Raw genomic sequence first — 18776 nt, 5'->3', positions numbered from 1 at the left:
GAGTGACAGGTACACTGTCCCAAAAACGAAAAAGACGAGGGATGATTTCCCTCGTCTTTCGTATATCTCCGGCTTTTAAAAATGAATAGACATTAAAATGAAAATAGCAGAAGCACTGGTTGTAATACACAACAAATAGATAATCATCACGGCCTGAACTTGCGACAATCCGTAGCTCAGCAGTCGGTGATGCAAATGGAGCTTGTCCGCATGAAAGATCGACCGGCCCTGTTGGATTCTTTTCAAGAAAACAAATAGCGTATCAAAGATCGGTATCGCCAATATTAACAAAGGAATGTTGATGGTGATGACCGTGATAGTCTTCATGGCCCCGATAATGGAAATGGCTCCAATCATGAATCCAAATAATGTAGACCCCGTATCTCCCATAATGATTTTCGCAGGGAAAAAGTTATGAGGCAGGTAGCCTATCGCCACCCCTAACATGAGTGCGGATAGGAGTGCGGAAACCGGTTGGTTCATTAAGAAAGACGTGATCAGGAACGTGAATGCGAAGATCCCGGCCATTCCTCCTGCCAATCCGTCCAGCCCATCCATGAAATTGATGACATTGATGATGAAGATAATCCATACCATGGTGAACAGCTTACCAAGTACAGGTGAAAGCTCCATATAGCCTACTACAGGAATATCGATCTGCGATACGTAGTCCCCGAATTGGACGATCAGGAACGCAGCGATGATCTGGACCAGCAGCCTTGGGAACGGAGAGAATTCTTTAGATTTTGTTTTATAGTAGTCGTCGATGAATCCGATGGTGCTTAGCATCACGACCGCCAGTAGTAAGGCGATGGTCAGATTCGTTGGTAAATAATCGAACCACTTTAATACCAGAATGCCGATGAGGGTAACGACAGTAAACACGGCCCCTGCAAGCATCGGAAGAGGTTTCTTATGTACTTTTCGATTGTTGGGGTTATCGACGAAATTGATCTTGATGGCGAAGGGGATAATGAACTTGACCCCTATGTACGTAATGAGAGATGTTAAGACGACGATTATCAAGGATAATGTGATCATTTAAATGGGTGCTCCTTTGTAAGAATAGGAATCCTAGTAAACTCCTCAATGAGTCATTTTTATTCAGTATATTACATAGAGTGAGGTTTTTCTACAATTTGTCAAAATATATTTTTGTAGAAGCGAGGGGACGGTTCTCTTGCTTCATTTTAATAAACAACGTTGTATTTTTGAAGCAGAAGAACCGTCCCCATGCTTCCCCTCCCATCCCAGTCAAACAGGAGGAAATTACCAATAACAATGCGGTAATTTCCTCCTGTTTTTATGATAAAATTACCCATGGTGTTTCGTACCAGATTAGTAAAATTATTATTGTTCAAGAAAATTATATAGAAACTACTAATCTCACATCTAGAACATTACATAAAAGGAGTTTTGAAATTGGGTCATTATTCAACAAGAATTCGTAAGGTCCTTGCAGCAGCTGCAGCAACCGCAGTGATCTCTGCAACAGCAACGACTGCCTCGGCCTTTACATTTAAAGATGTATCAGTGAGGTATGAACTCGCTGTCGATTATTTAGTCAAGGAGAACATTACAAATGGTCTTTCTGAATCAAGCTTTGGCATAACTCAACAAATCAAGCGTGCAGATGCAGCAGTCATGATTGCCCGAGCACTGGATTTGGTCGGGGAGGAAGCACCGGATGCCGGATTCAAAGATGTCCCTAAACGGGCACAACATGCGGTAAACATCCTTAAGAAACATGGGATTATCAATGGTAAAACCGCAACCAGTTTCGGTTCGGAGGATCCATTAACCCGTGGGGAAATGGCGATCATCATGGCCAGAGCTTATCAGCTTAATGGCGATGCGGATGTGCCGTTTACGGATGTTAACAGCCGTTACATGGAATATGTAAAAGCTCTTATTGCGAATAGTATCACTCAAGGGAAAACAGACACCTTATTTGGAACAAGTCAGCAGATTACACGTGGTGAGTTTGCTCTATTCGTTTATCGATCAGAGTCGCCGTATGATCCAGTATTGTTGAAGGTCATTCAGCCTGAAGATATCCATGCCCATACCTATATGGACGTTACCCTTCCGACTACAGTCAACCTTCTTATGCGGGGAAATAACCTGGAAGAAAAAATGGTGAGCTGGGAAATGGTTGATTTCAGTTCCCCTGGAGAGCATGTTATTCAAGGTGAAATTCTTGGAACCGAATTAAAAACATCTCTAAAAATCATCATTGAAGCGACTCCTGAAGACGTGAATGCTCAAAAAGCAGATGAAATCATTGCCTCATTACCAGAAACGATTACTCTGGAAGATGAAGAGAAGATCAAAGAAGCCCGGATGCTCGTCGATGAAGTGCTTCAAAGAGGCAGCGAAGATATGATCAAAGGCCTTGCAACCCTTGAAAAAGCAGAAGACACCATCGAACTTCTTTACGCAATCAAGGATGCTGAAGAACTCATTGGATCATTGCCTGAAACCATCACCCTGGATGATCAACAAGAAGTGGAAGCTGCGCGAGAAAAAGTAGATTCGATTTATGGGATGGAAGCTGAAGCTGTGATTCCATCCATTAAAAAGTTGGAGAATGCCGAGCATACCATTCAGTTGATTGCACTTACAAACGAAGCAGAGGGCGCAATCGAATTGATTCCGAGTCCGGTTACGTTGGATGCTGCAAATACTATTGAAACAGCCCGGGCTAAAGTAAATGAAGTATTAAAAGTGGATGCAAACGCAGATATTAAAGGAATCGATATCCTGAAACAAGCGGAATCTGATGTGGAAATACTAAAAGCAGATCGCAAGGCAGAGGAACGTATAGCGGCTCTCCCGGATACGATTACATTAGAAGATCGCTCTGAGGTACAAGCAGCACGTGAACAGGTGAACGCTGCATTACAACTTGATCAGAACATGACCATCGAAGGATTAAACAAACTTGAAGCGGCAGAGGCCCGGATTCAAGATTTGTTAATCGAATCGGCAAAAGTAAACCTAAACACGAGCCAAAAGACGATGAATACGAATAAAACATATCAGCTGACTGCATCGGTTACACCTGAGGAAGTCTCCGACAAGGTAGATATGACCTGGACTTCTGATAATCCGACCGTTGCCGCTGTGGATGAAAATGGACTTGTCACTTCCCACGCAGAGGGTACTGCCGTTATTACCGTTCTACTGGGAAATGGTCAATCAGCTGAGAGTGTGATTGAAGTCACAGACCGACCACAACTTATGTTTAGCCACGGAACTAGTCAAATTAACAATGTCATTAAAGGCTTGAGCATGTCCTTTTATAATTATAGCTCGAACAACGTAACCGTTAAAAAAGTTGAAGTTTATGAAGGAGACACATGGAAATCCCAGTATACTGAAACTGAGCTGAATAATGCAGGCATAAATACAGAAATTGGCTCTTACGAGAAGTTTTCATTAGGGATCACTTATAACTTTGGAGGGCTGTTAGCGTCCAACGGAGTCTATGTAGTCTATACGGTCCAATCAGGACAAGGTACCTATGAATTTAAGTCAACGATTAAATAAGCGGATCATGAGGGCAGTCACACTGTCCCGAAGGGAGACGAAGGGCCACACCCCCTTGTCTCCTTTTGTATATCAAAAAACATCTACTCTTCTGTCATTTCAATCTTCTCATAAAAATCATCTACAATTGGAAAAATATCCGGCTTGGAGTGATAATAATGCTCTTCTATCTCTGTTAGAGTAAATTGAAAAGTACGTTCACCCTCCTGGTACAGCGTAATGGAATACCGCCAGCCGGTTCTTTCCTCTTGATTGTCATCAGGGGTGAACGTAATGTCCTTTATTTGATTTAAAAACTTTTTGATAACTTCTTGATTTGTCATGATTTTTTTATTTCCTGTACTCCCGTCAACTAAAGTGATTTTTGTTACATCATCAAGGTCTCTTGGGTAAAACTCTGAAAAGGTTTGTGTCTTCAAACCACATCCAGCCAAAACAAACAGGATTAAAATAATAAGACCAAGTAAGTTTCTCAGTAAAATCCCTCCTATGGTAAGCAATCTTACATACATTCCAATGATCTTCCGGCCTATTTTTTACAGAAAGTTCTTTGGGGCAATGGGTAGGTGCCTCCATCCCACCACCTCATTTATGTTAAAAAGTGGTATTATGGAGAATGGGTAATGCAAAAAGGGAAGGAGATTCAGAAGGTGTTTTACGATCATTTGAAAAGTAGATATGGTCCTTATATAAAGAATATCGACTCCTATACCCGGGAAGGAAGGGTTTGCTTACGGTATCATTACTCTTAAACATGGGGGACTGTGTCTTCCTGTAGCTGTTAAAAGAAAGGAAAGATGTCCTATGAAAATATTGATTTATATCATGACAGTCTTAAATCTGCTGGCTTTGACGTTTTTATCCCTGCCATTCTTGGCTCAGTCCGTTCAAGATCTTTCTCCAGGATTATACGTGAACATATATATGGATCCATCACTTGTCTTGATGATAGGTGTCTGCTGCTTAATTGCGATACCTTTATCATCCGCTCTGTATAAATTTAATGCTACGTTGAAAAGAAGAAATCGTACACTTTATGGCCTCTTGCTCTTATTGGTTTCTATCGTGTTGATACTCTATATTCAATCGGATGCTTTAAATGAGATAATGAATCGCCCATCATATGAATGAAGTGGGACAAGGGACCTGTCCCTCCGTCCCATTTAAAGATATTCCCTGGAAGTCTTATCTGTTTTAGCGGCATCAATCATGAGGAAGATGGCGGAAACGACGTGCATAACCATGCCCACAAATGGAATCCAGCCGATGCAGGACGTGACGATTCCCAGTATACTTCCGGTAGTGGCGCCTTTATCTTTGATTGTAAGAATTAGAGTTGTAATATGTAAGACAAGCATAATGACCAGTGGAAACCATAAAAAACCGATGATGATGGCTGCCCCCAGTATTGGAACACCTAAAATCGCTTCAAAAGCACCTGTTGTCCATTTTAAAATTCTTGAAGTTGATATCGGAATTACCTCCTTTTTATAGTAAAAATTACCTGTTTATTATAACATATAAATGTAGTTTATTAGACTAGTTGTTTTTACGAGAGGAGAGTGGTTCGCGTTTAACAGCAACCGGAAGCTATCCTTTTTAATCAAACGTTTAATGAGGGAAATTTACTGCTGATTGCATAAGGTATGAAACCATTATACAGGTGTTTAAACAATGTACATGTTCGTTATAAGATAAAGTGTACCCCGATCAGGAGAAAACCTCTGATACCATCACTCAACTTTCAACTTTTCATTTACCTTCTTTTCTAATTCTTCAAAGTTTTGATCGCAGGATACTCCTTCATTGTTGACCGAAAAGGTTAATCGTTTGGAAAGGATTTTCCCGTTTTCACTATGTTCTCCCAAGACGATGGGCCCGATCTCGTCTTGGGGATTTCGTTTATTTTCATTCCCTCCTCATCAATATAGAAGGAATCGATATCGTGTAGCCCGGAGCTCTCTTTTCCTTCCCATCCAAAATCAGGAGGAGAGGAGGTAAGCAGTATTCCGTCATGATCCATTTTGTATTGAATAGAATGATCCTTCACTTCCAGTGGTGGAACTCCGTGTATTTCATATACTACATTCACACACCCCTTATAATCCCTTGGGATCATAAAAACTTCATCATAAGGCTCGTTTTTCTCAAGCCAGTACCAGCCTCCTAATAAAGTAAGGAAGATTGGAAAGCTGATTAGCATCTTTTTCAAATAAATCGCCCTCCTGCAGGCAAGGTTTATATCCATTATAAGCCTTTTTATGTAACTAAGTGGGAACGGAAATATTAAAATGCCATGCGGTATTGCCTCTAAAAAATTTAGAATATTTAATTTTCTGTAGTAAAATAATACGTATGGGTATATTCTTAGATTAGCAGGAAGTAGAGGGTCTTTTTGTTCTTTATTAAGAACATTCCTGGGAACAGAGACTATTTAACAATAATGTAGGTTATCGTTACATCTACTACTGCTATCCAATCGCTCATAAAGATGACATGAAACTTGGTAAGAAGCTTCCTGTGATAGCAATATCAAGGCAAATGACTGATTATGTATTTAATGAGGGATAGGGGAGAAACGATCGATGAACGAGTTAATTACAGTCATCATGAGTTCATACAATGAAGAGCTAAACTGGGTGGAAGAAAGCATGCAATCCATATTAAATCAAACCTATGAAAATATTGAATTGATCGTCGTCTTAGACAATCCGGATCATGATGAGCTTAGGGAACTGCTTTCAAATCATGAGCAAACCGACAGCCGTGTGAAGGTTCTGATAAACGAAAAAAATCTAGGATTGGTTAGCAGTCTTAACCGGGCTCTGGAACACTGTCGTGGTCACTATATTGCCAGAATGGATGCAGATGATCGTTCGCTGCCCAATCGATTAGAATTACAGAAGAAATATTTAGAAAACAACCATTTTGATTTTGTTTTCTCTGAGATGATCCTCATGGATGAAAAGGGAAATATTCTAGTTGACGAGGAAGGTCTGGAGCTTGCTGGAGATGAAATCAAAAGAAGGCTGAAGTATACAAATGTATCAACCCACCCTACTTGGTTCTTAAAAAGGGAAGTCTATGAAATGCTCAATGGCTACAGGGAAGTTCCCTATTGTGAAGATTATGATTTCATTCTGAGGGCGGTCAGCAGGAACGTAAAAATAGGGAAAATGAAAGAGAACGTATTAAAATACCGTCTAAGGGACAATAGTATTTCCAAGCGCTATATGCTGGAACAATTCATGATTTCACGGCAATTGGTTTCTTTGTACAAGGAAAACAAATTAGAAGACTTTTCTAAAATGGCTTCTACGATTACCAAATGGACTGACAGCAATGCCCATGATGCTGAAAGGGTAAAGTACGTACAGGCCAGGGATACTTTCCATGAAGCCGTCGGACTTATTCAGAATCGCAGGTATGGTAGGGGTATGAACAAACTGATGCGGAGTATGTTTGTAAGTAGATATTTTATTTTGAGGTCTTTTGATGGAGTGAAAGCTTATGTAAGTAGGGGAAGGTAAATGAGACATAGGGACAGGTCCTCTGTCCCGATTCATTAGGTACTTTATCCGTGGTTCAGTTGTGGGGAAAGGCACCTGTCCCTTTACTTCGCTTCCTCATCTCATTCATCTTCTTCTCAAGAAACTCTATATGTACTCTGTCATTCTTCAGTTCAAACATATGAAAGGCGGGTTGCATATAAGAGAGGGCCTTCTCTAAATCGCCGGTGAGCTCATAGTTGTATCCGATTTGATAATAAAGTTCACCCAATCCCCATAATAGTTCTTCCTCGAAACACCACTTGATTGCCCTAAGGCAATAATCCGTGGATTCATTAAGCCTTCCACTGCGTGTCAGGGCCCTGGCTGTATTATAGAATAACTTGGTTTTGATCGCCTTCTCATGTAAATGGTCTGTCGTTTTCATGGCTGTTTCGACTTGATCATAATAGTCAAGTGCATCCTCATGGTTATTTAGTGCGGCATGAATGGTTCCTATGGCGGAAAGGATTTGCATTTCTCGTTCAGACATGGCCTTTTTGTGATGGGCGGTCATCTGATAGGCTTTATGTAAGAGAGTTAAAGCGGCTTCGGATTCTTTCCTGTCTTCATGCAGGTAAATCGCTTTATGCCAATAGAGCAACTGTAGCTTTTCATTATCTTTATAAAATAGTGGATTCTTCTCCTCTGCTTTAACCAGTTCGATCATCCCTTTATAATCCCATGTGTCTCTTAACGATTTCAATTGCCTTTCCACTTCCCGAATATAATCGAGCCTGGGAGTGGTCCCTATTTCAAAGAAGTAATTGATGTCGACCCCTAGTTTCACGGAAATTTGGTACAGAGCAGTGGCATTTGGATATATGTCTCCTTTTTCAATCCGGCTGATGAGTGCCTGAGTACAGATACCCTCTGCCAAATCACCTTGAGTGAGTCCGACAACCTTCCTCATTTCTTTAATCTTTGTTCCGATTACAGAGTAGTCCATTGTTGTACCTCCTGGAAATTCCTCGTAGGTATAGTTTAACAGATTTTTCTATTATGGAAGTGAAGTGGTTTGCCAATAGCCCTTCAAGTAATTATCTTAATACAAAGCAGAGTAGCAAGGTTCCAATTAGATCTTCTTATGGCCATTCGAATTTCATGTGAATTATTAAATCCTTAATAATATTTTTTGAAAGTATGAATAAGGGTATATCCATTATTAAAGAACTGATGGAACAAGGGATCAGACCCTTTTCCATTTTATTCAAAAACATTGAGACAACTTACCCCTGTTAAACGTCTAAGCTATGAAATAAAGAAGTAGAGGGGTACATGATGGAGGAAATAGTGGAGAGAAAATTAGGCATTAGTGACGGAAACAACCCGCCATGGAATGGCGGGTTGTTTGAATGAAAGCAACTGGAAGTCCTATTCTTCAAATGCCTCTTCATCGAAATAAGGAAGATAATTATAAATCTTCCACTTTCCACTTTCAGAATCAAGCTTCAGGTTATAAGCACCATCCATTTTAGAAGTGAAGTCCATGTTGAAGTCATCACTCTTATATATGAATCTGCCAATCATCCCCGTTGCTTCAATTGTAAGGAATCTGTCAGAGATTGATAGAATGTTTAATGAAAGATTGGTATCGTTAATCTCTACAGTGTACCCGTCTTCGGCAGGGAAATAGATTCCTCCCAATTCCCTTGCTTCCGTTAAGTAATACCCGGTGCCGTTCTCTTCGTACAATGCCATCAATTTGTCATAAGCATTGGCTTCCACCAGGCTATTCTCTTTTAGAATATGACCTTTAAGGAAGGACTTTACTCCTTCAGCATCAGGTAAATTGGCTTGCTCTTGAGCAAGCCCGCGGCGAACCATGACGATTGCCTGTGCTCTTGTAGCAAGATTGAGCGGCTTGAAGCTTGTTCCGTAGCCTTGTACAATTTCTTTAGCTGCGGCTTTATTAATATAATCATATGCCCAGTAATCTTTATTGACATCTGGGAATTTTTGAGTCGTCACGGAAGGGAATTTTACGGTTTTTTCGAATGCCAGTACAATCATCTTTGTCATCTGATCACGCGTTATGTATGCATCAGGTGCAAAAGTTCCGTTCTGTTTTCCGTTGATAATGCCTAAACTGCTTGCGGTATTTACATAATCATAATACCAGGCAGATGGTTTAACGTCCTTAAACGTTTTAGGGGTGCCGCTGTTTTCCAGAGATAGTGCTTTTACAAGGATTTTTGTGAATTGTGCACGTGTTACGTTATCTCCTGGCTTTACATACATATTCATGTCTTCATCCATGTATCCCTCGATGATATCGGCATTGACAAAGTCATTGATTTCATCCCATGCCCAGTGATCCCCATCGATGTCCATCGGGATGTAGTGATCAATCGTCTTTCCGCCAGCGGCAAGAGCTGACTGCAGAGGCATTGCAATAAGTGCCAACCCCAAACAAATTAACATTTTTAATGCTTTCAAGTGGTGTTTCCCCTCTCAAATTAATATTACTAACAGATTGATAATATTTCATTTATGTTAAATTAGCTATCAGAAAAAAATGGAAATAATGGAATCTTGAAGGGGGATGACTAGGGCCCATGTCATTGTCCCAAACTGTCGAAAAGTTTTCAGCGTTCATCAACAAATAAATACAAACTTTTTGTTCTACTTTTATTAAGATGATTTAAATGGGAGATACATAGACTACTCAATTACCCCCCATTAAATTAAATGATTTGAGTGAGGAGAAAATGACACATAGTAATAAGAAACGGTTTCAATATATGAGTATTATATTCATTATCGCAGGGGTACTGTCTATCACTCTGGTAGCTTATTTTCTCATCCAGACGATTAGAGAATCATTTTATCAGAGTCATTTTGATAAACGGTATGAGTTCATTTCATTAGAAGAAGACGGCATAATCGATCCGGTTCAAGTGTTTCATGGGGTGAAATTGAATACTTTCATGGAAGATCTGAAGGAAAACAGCCAGAAAAAGCCTGATCTGATTTTTGAGGTGAAGGATGAACAAGTGGTTGCTCTTAAAGGAAGAGAACTCCACTCCAAGGAAGAAGGAATGAGCGTCTTTGCTGACATGATTCAGTATAAAACAATGGTAGATAATCAGACAGGTAAAGAGTCATTTATCGTTGCCATGCAGATGAATTCACCAGGCTCAGCTCCTGCAAAGTATCGGACGTATAGCATTAATGAAAATGGAGTCATAAAGAAAAGTGATTTCACACTTAAGACCAAGTCGAAAATGGAAACGCAGTGGATAAGAGGGTTATCTGGGGAATCGCATGGATATTACACCAACCTACCGCATCAAAAAGGAAGTACTATGTCACTGATTTTTCTTACCATAATAGGCATTGCTCTTATTCTAGTAGGATTATGGATAAAGAAATGGAAACCGAATAATGATAAGGGAACAGGTGCCATGTCCCAAATATCATAAAGACGAGGGGATATCCCCCTCGTCTTTTACTTGACCTTTTATTATGGAAGCTCACGCACATTATAAGAAGCTACATAACCTTTTTGTCCAGTTCTTACAACTTCAACAGGATACCAAACAAATTCATTTGTTGAGTTTGGAGTTAAGTCATATTCAGGCGCTGCTATAATCTTCAGCTTTTCTGCTGATTGAAGTTTCGTTCCCGTCGACTTGGTTGTCGCGTCATTGCGTAGAGTGTCTCCGACGTGAACAACCAGATCATCTGGTTTAAAGTAGTGCCTTGACGGTGTATAGTCGGCATAGAAATTGTAATGATCTTTCTTAAATACAATATCCCAATCCGTATCATCGCCGTAGTGGAAATCATCCACAGTCATGGGAATCTGGAAGATCTGGGGAGTGACCACTCCATTGTCCTCCATGTCCCGGTACACCTTCATCTGATAAGAATTAAAGTTGTGATTACCCGTCTCTTTATAGAAAGGACTATTCACTGCCACAGCGCCATTGTAACCCATGATAGCGAAATACCAGTTTTCCAGGTTCATAGGGTTTTGATTTCCTATCGTAGGCAGAGAAGAACTCTTATATTTGGAAGCAAGCGTTCTGATTCCTGCTTCAATGTTATACGTAAGGTCATACTTTAACCTTTCTTCGTTAACGTCGACTTCATAGGGGGAAGTGAGCTGCATGATCCCAATGCCGCCATCATCGCTAATAATAGGTTCTCCGTTAGAATCAAATTGCTTCCATCCACTGCTTTCGACCGAAGCGATACTTTTTACCACTTCAGGCGGTACCACGTCGTCAAATTCAAGTGCAGCTTTCGTAATTAAGCAATTGACGGTTTGACGATCGGGATTCACTCGTGACTCCGGGTCATATCCGCAAGCATCGACCTTCAACCTGAAATCATCGCTGACAGCACGAGCTAAGAAAGCGGAGAATTGCGAGCGACTCAGTTCGGCGTCAGGCTTGAAACTCCCATCCGGATATCCTTCCGTTACGCCAAATGAAATAATTTGGCGGATGGAACGGTACGCTTTCATGTGGATCGATACATCATTAAATGGAACAATCGCTTCATCTTTAATCTCGAAAGCACGGGCAATCATAATCGCCATTTGACCTCGTGTGACAGGTTCATCTGGACGGAACGTATTATCTCCAAAACCTGAAATGATCCCATTTTCATAGGCTGTTTGGATAAACCCCGATCCTGTAGTGGTTTTTCCCACATCTGAAAAAGTTGATTCTCGGGGCTCATCGCTGTAATCAAGAATCCTGCCAATCATGATGGCAGCCTGGGCGCGACTAACTGCTCTATCCGGCTTAAATTCCCCGTCTTCAAAGCCTTTAATGATTTCCTCGTTATATAGGTACATCATTTCTTCATAGAATGAGCTTCCCTTATGTATATCTGTGAACCCTTCGGCACTGACAGATGAAAAACCTAATCCAGAGAATAATGTACCCATTAGCAAAATACAAAATAATTTTCTCAAAATTATTCCCCTCCTCAGTACTAGTCTAATAGAGTTGGAAGAAAATTGGAAGGGGTTGCTGTGACAGAGCGACTTACCTTTTGCCTCAAGGTTATGATTTTTGTATCAATCACGTAGGAATTTTCAATTAATCCTATATTATTTTATCATCAAGACATCTTAATAACCCAAACTTGTGTAGACAGTTCAAATTCTTGAACTGAAAAGGAAGGTGAAAGGTCAGAAATAAGAGGAAAGTGAGTAGATGTAAAAGAGAAAATGTTGGAATTTTAAGTTAAAATTGGAATTGAAGCTGTTCAAAGGGGTGATTGAAATGACGAACATGTCGATTGGCCATAAAATACGTCACTTGCGTAAGAAGAAACAAATGAACCAATTGGATTTGTCCAAAGGAATTTGCTCTGTTTCTTATTTATCTAAGATTGAAAATGAAATGATTCAGCCAAGCGATCAAACTCTCCATATGCTATTAAGTCGGCTGGCATATGTAACAGATGACAATACTCTGTCTCAAATACAAGAACGTTTATCGCAGTGGAGAACATTATTATTAAAAAGAGAAGAATCTCATGAATTGTATCGCTACTTTCAAGATAGGGAATTTACGAATGAGATCATACATCTTGAGTATCGAGTCCTTTTGATACAATATCATCTTCAGTGGAATAATAATATGACATCTATCCCCTCGGAAATACAGGAATTGAAAGATAAAGTGATTGATATGCCGTTAAAAACAAAGTTCTATTACTATACATTTAGTGCAAATTACTATTACTCCATCGGTCAATTCCACGGCGCATTACAGAATATTCAAGAGGCTCAAACGTTTCTTTCATTTCTGGAGCTGACCACGTTGGAGCTTGCGGAGTTTCATTATGTATTCTCTTTAATAACGGCCAATAATCATCTTTCAAACATCGCTGTTCATCACGCCGAAAAGGCTTTGGCATACTTTCAAACGATGTATATGTTAAAAAGGTGTGTCGATTGTCACACTCTTTTAGGGATATGCCAGAAACGGAACTTTCAGTACACGCTTTCCCTTAAACACTATGATTCTGCCTTGAACCTTGCGAAGGAAATAGATTATGAGGAAATAATAGCACCAATTAAACACAACCTTAGCAGTCTGTATAACCTATTAGGACAGCATGACGATTCGCTAAAATTGTTAGAGGAAATATATAAAGAGCTATCTGACTTTAGTTCTTTCCATAGCGCACGAATTACCCTCTCCCTCATTAGAGAATATGCAATGGTGGACATGAAACGCGAAGCCTTGCAATGTCTTGGGAATGTTTATTCTAAGGTAATGGAAAATCCATCATTATCTTCCCTGAAAGCTGAGTACATATACTTTCATCTAAAGATGAGAGAAGAAATGGAGGAGCTGGACCGGGCTATGGAGAAAAGCATTATCCCAGAACTCTTGAGCCAAAATAAGTATTTAATTCTTTCAGGATTCTGTGATGACTTGGGTGAATATTATAAGCACCAATTAAAATATAAGAAGGCTGCCGGTTATTATGAGTTATCCAAAGAGTTGCTGATGAAGTTATTACAGGGAAATAGAGTGACAAATGAGTATGAAGAACATGCTAGTGACAGTGAACGCCTCGCTAACAATCATCTTCAAAGCAAAATTAAGCATTTGAACATATAACCAGCGCCAAATTATAGGGAGAGGATGACATTTGACTATCGTTAACGCACTATTGTCTTTCATTTGGAAGATGGTATCTTCCTTTACAGCCATACTCCTCATTAGTTGTATTCCATATTTGTTCGAAGGATTCAAACCAACTATCCACGTGTATTTTCAAAGCATAGGGAAGGTCCTTATGAGTTTAACGTCCATAAAGGATTTAGAATTCAGTACAGGAAGAAATGTATTCCGACCAATTTTTCCAACGATCATTTCTCCATTAAAGGATTCATTGGTACTGATGGGGGGATCATTGATGCTTTCAATAGTGATTTCCCTTATCGTTGCTTTTATCATCGTGAATTTCAAGAAAAAAGTCATTGACGTATTTCAAGAAGTTTTCACCTATGTACAAGCAGTTCCGGATATTTTTTACATAATCGTACTTCAAGTGTTGGTCGTTTGGTTTTATCAGAGAACAAATCTGCAGTTCTTGAACTTTGCTTCTTATGGGGAAGAGAAGGCTATTATTCTTCCAATCCTTTCGTTGAGCATAACTCCAACCATGATTATCACGAAATTACTCATCTCTCAAATGCTCGATGAACTCTCTAAAAGCTATGCAAATCTGGCCATTGCTAAAGGTCTAACTTTCAGAAGGGTCATCTTCGTGCATGTCCTGAGGAATACGATTTATTCCTGCTTTCATTACTCTAAAACCATCATTCTATTCTTCTTAACCAATTTATTAATCGTGGAGTATCTATTCAATGTACCCGGAATTATGTCCTTCATCTTACAATATCCATATCCAGAAGTGTTCTTTATCGGTCTATTGTTTATCTATTACCCGATTTCCATCCTTTTTCAATGTTACGAACTATTCGTTCCTGCTGTCATCAAGAAGGGAGGAGTCTGAGTGGTTAAATCATTGTTCACTAATAAACGCTTTCTGGTTGGATTCCTTTTTATCACGTTGCTACTGTCGGCGAGCATTTCCAACACGATTCTCAATCAAGGTAATATTAGGGATATGGATGCTTTGTATGAAAATGGGCAAATCGTTGAAACAGCTCCATTTAAACCATCATTCAAATTTCCACTGGGAACGGATGCAAATGGAAACGATTTGCTACATGTCATAGTAGAGGGGGCAAAATATACAATTGGTATCTCCATTTGCATAGCGTTTGTCCAAATCATATTAGGGGCACTCATTGGAACCATTTTAAGCGGATACTTCAAAAGAACATTTAACGTATTAGAGAACTTTCTCGGCACATTTTCTGTCATACCTATCACATTGATTTCTTATTTTATTTTAATCAATGTGTTATCCATGCCCATTGATGGCTTTGCAGAACCTTTTTATAAGCGCGCTCTTTTTGAAGCGGTCATATTGATATTGCTCCCATTACCAAGTGTGGTGTTATATGTGAGCAAAGAAACTCAAAAGATTTTTCAAACGGAATATGTCATCGCTTCTAGAACGCTAGGCGCAAGCACATTCAGAATACTTGTCTTCCATGTAACAAAACACTTGATTCAAAAGCTGGTCATCCTCTTTATCCAACAGCTTAATCAGGTATTAATTATACTTGCCCATCTCGGCCTGTTAAAAATGTTCTTCGGAGGGACCGTCATTGATTTCTCGCCGATGCAAGATCCACCTAAGACGTTGTCCTTTGAGTGGTCAGGATTGATCGGGGATTATTTCGAGATGCTATATATTCATCCTTTTATTGTACTGGTCCCGATTACGTTCTTTGCATTGACGATTGTATCCATCAATCTGATTCTGAATGGGGTGGAGAGTGTGTATGAGGCCGGTTATGGAGAAGCAGCTGATGAAGGGATGTCAGACGAGACTCTTCCTGAGACTCATGAACACGATCTCCATGAACGGGATTTTATCAGGGTGGGCAGAGAGTCTGTTCCAAGGAAGACGTACTAAAAACACATCAAATCATTTCAAAAGATCGATTTCTTGAGATCCTTTTGCTCTGTGTGTAACGCATTTCAATCCCCATCGTCTAATGTATCACCAGTGGGACAGGGGAAGCCATGAAAAATCCACTGTCAAGGAGGAATCATGAAGGTATCAAAAGTCAGTACCATATTTTTAGCCGTCAGTTGGTGCATCTGTTTGACCGGGTGTACATCATCCCTATTTGGGAATGAAGGGACCGAAGAACCTGCTGTGATAGAGAGGTTCTCTAAAGAAGCAGAGTATATAGGGGAAAATGAGAATCTCCATAGTTGGGAGTTCCAAGTAGAGGGCGTCATTATGAGATTTCAAGTGAGTTTAGATTTGCGACCTCAAGTTAAAAAGCTGAAACCAGGCCAAAAAGTCCAAATACATTATGCTGGTCCGCCTAATGTAGATAATGAATACCATCTTGAAGCCGTAAAATTTGAATGAAACAGGGAATAGGAGCAGAGATAACTCACTTCATTATTTGCTAAATTATGACAATTTTTTAAAAAGCAAGATATCAAATCATTACTAGAAAACGGGATCCATAAGATATGAAGTATTGGGATAGAAAAACTAGAAAAGCTGATCGTGAAAAGGCAAAGAGGCTGGGATATAATTAAAGTACATTTGTCCCAGCCTCTTAATCAACTTTCAAAACTGTTCAATTTACTTTCATTTCTAAGATACATTCTAATGATGAATGAAAAATAGGTGGCAATTGAAAAAGTTTCAATAGGAGGCTTTAACAATCCCCACTGCAGCATCCTCCTATAAATTAATAGTATTCCTATCACATTCTATCTACCTAAACGCACCAATATCCCATCCCCTTTATTACTCACGTTCACCACCGCAGTCTTCATCTTCTCCTGCACATTGAGGCCGGTTCCTTCTGGGATGAAGAAATGCTCGATTCCATATGAGATCTGGGCATTGTTGTCCCACGAGCTTGTAACCTTTCCGTTTAGGAGGACGTCACCGGATTTCTTTTTATAAGGTGTATTCCATTTTCCGTGAAAGCGGTAAATCCCTGAATATTCATGGATGCCCTCAGTGTTTTTACGTAACACAATGGTGACGGAGCGGGTGTCATCTATAGAGATATCCTTCAGTTGTGAAATACTATAATTCAATTCCACATAATCCCCCTGCAGGAGAGATCTTGGATCGACTGGTTCAAGTTCTAAAATGACCGTTTCCCCGTTTTGTAAAAGGGTCTCGTTTGAATACACCTGATACCCGATCCACCCGACTTGAAGGCATATGATGAAGAGGATACCGAGCTTTTTCTCTGCCAGGATCGAGTGCGATTTCCGTCCTGGCCCACTTTTCCTATCCAGGTGGCCGGCCACCAGTAGGAAGACGATGCCCAACATAGCAAAGAGCACGGATTTATGAACGAGCTTCCAGGCAAGATCGTAATACAACTGGACGATAAGCATGAACCAGAATACAAGGGATGAAACCCAATAAAGATGAAGCCCCTGCTTTCTGAAAAAATACACGCATAAGGTTGCTATAAAGAAAAACAGGGTGCAGTAGATAATATGAAGAATAAACGATAAATCGATTGTCGTTAACGAGAAAAGGGCTATGAACCCACTGAGAAACGCTCCATATTGAAGGATCTGTTTATTCTTCAGCCCAAGGTAGGCGATCATGTTTAAACACACCATTACCACAAGAAGGGCATGTGCGCCCAGTTCCATCGTTTGCCCCAAGAAAATAGCTGTATTCAATTGAAACAGCAGGTAAAAGATAAATCTTGCAGAAGTCCGTTTTTCAAAGTAGAACACAAAGGCGAAAACGAAGAACATCACAAATGAAAATTCATCAAACACACTTGCTATCATCCCGATCACGATGCCGGTCATCATAAGCGAATATTTTACCGGAGACGGCCAGTTCGTTACTGTACTGGGAATCACGAGGAATACCGTCGCCAATACAAATAGAGTGATCATGGAGACATCCACCATGAACAGTGAAAGCAGACCGAATACAGACGCCACGATGAAAACAGAAGCGATGGTCGTGACACTTGCTACGAAGATCGTCTTTGTCCAGTGACGGGAAGCGGAATGTTTTCGTAAGTAGTTCACAATGAAAACACTTCCCACTAATAACAGAATGGCGGCCAGTAAAAGACCGAAGAAGAACAAACTGGACACATATCTTGCCATCAGCTCAAACATTTTGATGATGATAAAGCCTGTTCCGAACATCGATAGAATGATAAAGATGGATGTTTCCTTATGAAAATACCAGTACACCCCAAATCCAAGGATACCTACATAAAACAGGGTAAACAAAGCGGAATACGGGTTATCGAAAGCCGTAACGATAAGGAGGAGGTTGGCAGAGACAAGACTCAAGTAAAGCAATGGTTTTGAATGGATGTATCCTTTTCTGATAATCAAAAATAAGAGCATATTCGCTATGCCGACTCCGAATGCAATCCACGTATGGGCGAAGGTCCAGTGCCCGAATGGAGTGGAAGGGAACAGATAAAAATAGATCGTCAAATGGATGAGGATGTGGGTCAATGCGTAAAATCCGCCATACCTTGTGTAAACACTGAACAGCAAGGCGGGAATAGACCAGACTAGAAACAATAAATAGCTGTCCGCGTGGGAATTGTACAGCTGTCCGAGCAACGCTACGGAAAGTCCGAAGGAGATCACCCCGCTGACCAGCAGCCAATTTGAAAGGAAATGGGCTCCCTTCAAAACACGGTCCAACAGAAAACTGGCTCCATAGAACAATACAATCAAAATCCCCGCTAAAGCCACTTTCTCAAGCCTCGAAAACATTTGCCAGTTTGAAGCGAAAAAATAAAGTGCACTGGTTAAAATGAAGACAACTCCGAATAAGTAAGTAAGTGAAACCATTTTCTTCATAAAACTCACCCCTGTCTTGAAATCCCTCCTTTTATTATATGTTGGGGCGAGTGAATATAGGTTTATATATGGATGGGTAAGAGGTATTCAAATTCTTCATTTCTAAACGATAGAAACGAGAAAACCAGCTTCTACTGAACAAGTACAATATGAAAAAAATCCCCCAATAGTCATATAGCCACCCCCATCTCATCTATTGTAAAATGGAAAAGACAGATAA

Annotated in this window: 16 protein-coding genes; 9 read left to right on the top strand and 7 right to left on the bottom strand. The window is 40.1% G+C overall.

Features of this window, described 5'->3' with window-relative positions:
- Positions 1-75 precede the first annotated feature (75 nt).
- Positions 76-1041 carry a glycosyltransferase family 4 protein gene (locus KYJ26_RS00125; protein ID WP_219165352.1) on the bottom strand — a complete coding sequence of 322 codons (966 nt, stop codon included), beginning with the start codon at positions 1039-1041 and terminating at the stop codon, positions 76-78.
- A 381-nt stretch (positions 1042-1422) separates the two neighbouring features.
- Between KYJ26_RS00125 and KYJ26_RS00120 the strand changes: the two genes are divergently transcribed.
- Positions 1423-3552, top strand: a complete 2130-nt coding sequence (locus tag KYJ26_RS00120; protein WP_219165350.1) for an S-layer homology domain-containing protein — start codon at positions 1423-1425, stop codon at positions 3550-3552.
- A gap of 83 nt (positions 3553-3635) precedes the next feature.
- Here the strand turns inward: KYJ26_RS00120 and KYJ26_RS00115 are convergent, their stop codons facing one another.
- Complete coding sequence (locus KYJ26_RS00115) at positions 3636-4064, bottom strand: hypothetical protein (RefSeq protein WP_257474803.1); 429 nt, start codon at positions 4062-4064, stop codon at positions 3636-3638.
- A gap of 292 nt (positions 4065-4356) precedes the next feature.
- Here KYJ26_RS00115 and KYJ26_RS00110 point away from each other — a divergent pair, with 292 nt between their 5' ends.
- Together KYJ26_RS00110 and KYJ26_RS24155 are read left to right on the top strand one after the other, a co-directional pair.
- On the top strand, positions 4357-4683 hold the full coding sequence (locus KYJ26_RS00110) for a hypothetical protein (protein WP_219165348.1): 327 nt from the start codon (positions 4357-4359) through the stop codon (positions 4681-4683).
- Positions 4684-4761: 78 nt separating this feature from the next.
- Positions 4762-5046, top strand: a complete 285-nt coding sequence (locus KYJ26_RS24155) for a hypothetical protein (protein WP_219165346.1) — start codon at positions 4762-4764, stop codon at positions 5044-5046.
- Between the two features lie 328 nt (positions 5047-5374).
- Here the strand turns inward: KYJ26_RS24155 and KYJ26_RS00100 are convergent, their stop codons facing one another.
- Positions 5375-5800: a DUF6843 domain-containing protein gene (locus KYJ26_RS00100; RefSeq protein WP_219165344.1), complete on the bottom strand. Its 426-nt coding sequence runs from the start codon at positions 5798-5800 to the stop codon at positions 5375-5377.
- Between the two features lie 337 nt (positions 5801-6137).
- Here KYJ26_RS00100 and KYJ26_RS00095 point away from each other — a divergent pair, with 337 nt between their 5' ends.
- Complete coding sequence (locus KYJ26_RS00095; protein ID WP_219165343.1) at positions 6138-7082, top strand: glycosyltransferase family 2 protein; 945 nt, start codon at positions 6138-6140, stop codon at positions 7080-7082.
- A gap of 55 nt (positions 7083-7137) precedes the next feature.
- Here KYJ26_RS00095 and KYJ26_RS00090 read toward each other — a convergent pair whose 3' ends face one another.
- Entirely contained in the window at positions 7138-8049 is a 912-nt protein-coding gene (locus tag KYJ26_RS00090; RefSeq protein ID WP_219165341.1) for a helix-turn-helix domain-containing protein, read from the bottom strand.
- Positions 8050-8474: 425 nt separating this feature from the next.
- Positions 8475-9539 (bottom strand): S-layer homology domain-containing protein, encoded by a 1065-nt coding sequence (locus tag KYJ26_RS00085; RefSeq protein ID WP_219165340.1) that lies wholly within the window; start codon positions 9537-9539, stop codon positions 8475-8477.
- Between the two features lie 272 nt (positions 9540-9811).
- On the opposite strand from KYJ26_RS00085, the gene KYJ26_RS00080 reads away from it, so the two are divergent.
- On the top strand, positions 9812-10525 hold the full coding sequence (locus KYJ26_RS00080; RefSeq protein ID WP_219165339.1) for a hypothetical protein: 714 nt from the start codon (positions 9812-9814) through the stop codon (positions 10523-10525).
- A gap of 41 nt (positions 10526-10566) precedes the next feature.
- On the opposite strand, the gene KYJ26_RS00075 is transcribed toward KYJ26_RS00080, so the two are convergent.
- Positions 10567-12030, bottom strand: a complete 1464-nt coding sequence (locus tag KYJ26_RS00075; RefSeq protein WP_219165338.1) for an S-layer homology domain-containing protein — start codon at positions 12028-12030, stop codon at positions 10567-10569.
- A 313-nt stretch (positions 12031-12343) separates the two neighbouring features.
- Here KYJ26_RS00075 and KYJ26_RS00070 point away from each other — a divergent pair, with 313 nt between their 5' ends.
- The 4 genes from KYJ26_RS00070 to KYJ26_RS00055 all read left to right on the top strand — a co-directional run bounded on the left by KYJ26_RS00070 (position 12344) and on the right by KYJ26_RS00055 (position 16100).
- Entirely contained in the window at positions 12344-13696 is a 1353-nt protein-coding gene (locus KYJ26_RS00070; RefSeq protein WP_219165337.1) for a helix-turn-helix domain-containing protein, read from the top strand.
- Positions 13697-13727: 31 nt separating this feature from the next.
- Positions 13728-14597: an ABC transporter permease subunit gene (locus tag KYJ26_RS00065; RefSeq protein ID WP_219165335.1), complete on the top strand. Its 870-nt coding sequence runs from the start codon at positions 13728-13730 to the stop codon at positions 14595-14597.
- Positions 14598-15632: an ABC transporter permease gene (locus KYJ26_RS00060; RefSeq protein ID WP_219165333.1), complete on the top strand. Its 1035-nt coding sequence runs from the start codon at positions 14598-14600 to the stop codon at positions 15630-15632.
- Between the two features lie 138 nt (positions 15633-15770).
- The gene (locus tag KYJ26_RS00055) at positions 15771-16100 is read left to right on the top strand and encodes a hypothetical protein (protein ID WP_219165331.1); all 330 of its coding nucleotides are present in this window, start codon (positions 15771-15773) and stop codon (positions 16098-16100) included.
- A gap of 353 nt (positions 16101-16453) precedes the next feature.
- On the opposite strand, the gene KYJ26_RS00050 is transcribed toward KYJ26_RS00055, so the two are convergent.
- Positions 16454-18556: a GDYXXLXY domain-containing protein gene (locus tag KYJ26_RS00050; RefSeq protein WP_219165329.1), complete on the bottom strand. Its 2103-nt coding sequence runs from the start codon at positions 18554-18556 to the stop codon at positions 16454-16456.
- Positions 18557-18776 lie beyond the last annotated feature (220 nt).

The sequence above is a fragment of the Rossellomorea orangium genome, assembly GCF_019334305.1.
Lineage (GTDB): Bacteria > Bacillota > Bacilli > Bacillales > Bacillaceae_B > Rossellomorea.
Note: the sequence above shows the minus strand (reverse complement) of the source record. Positions and strands in the feature narration are given on the sequence as shown.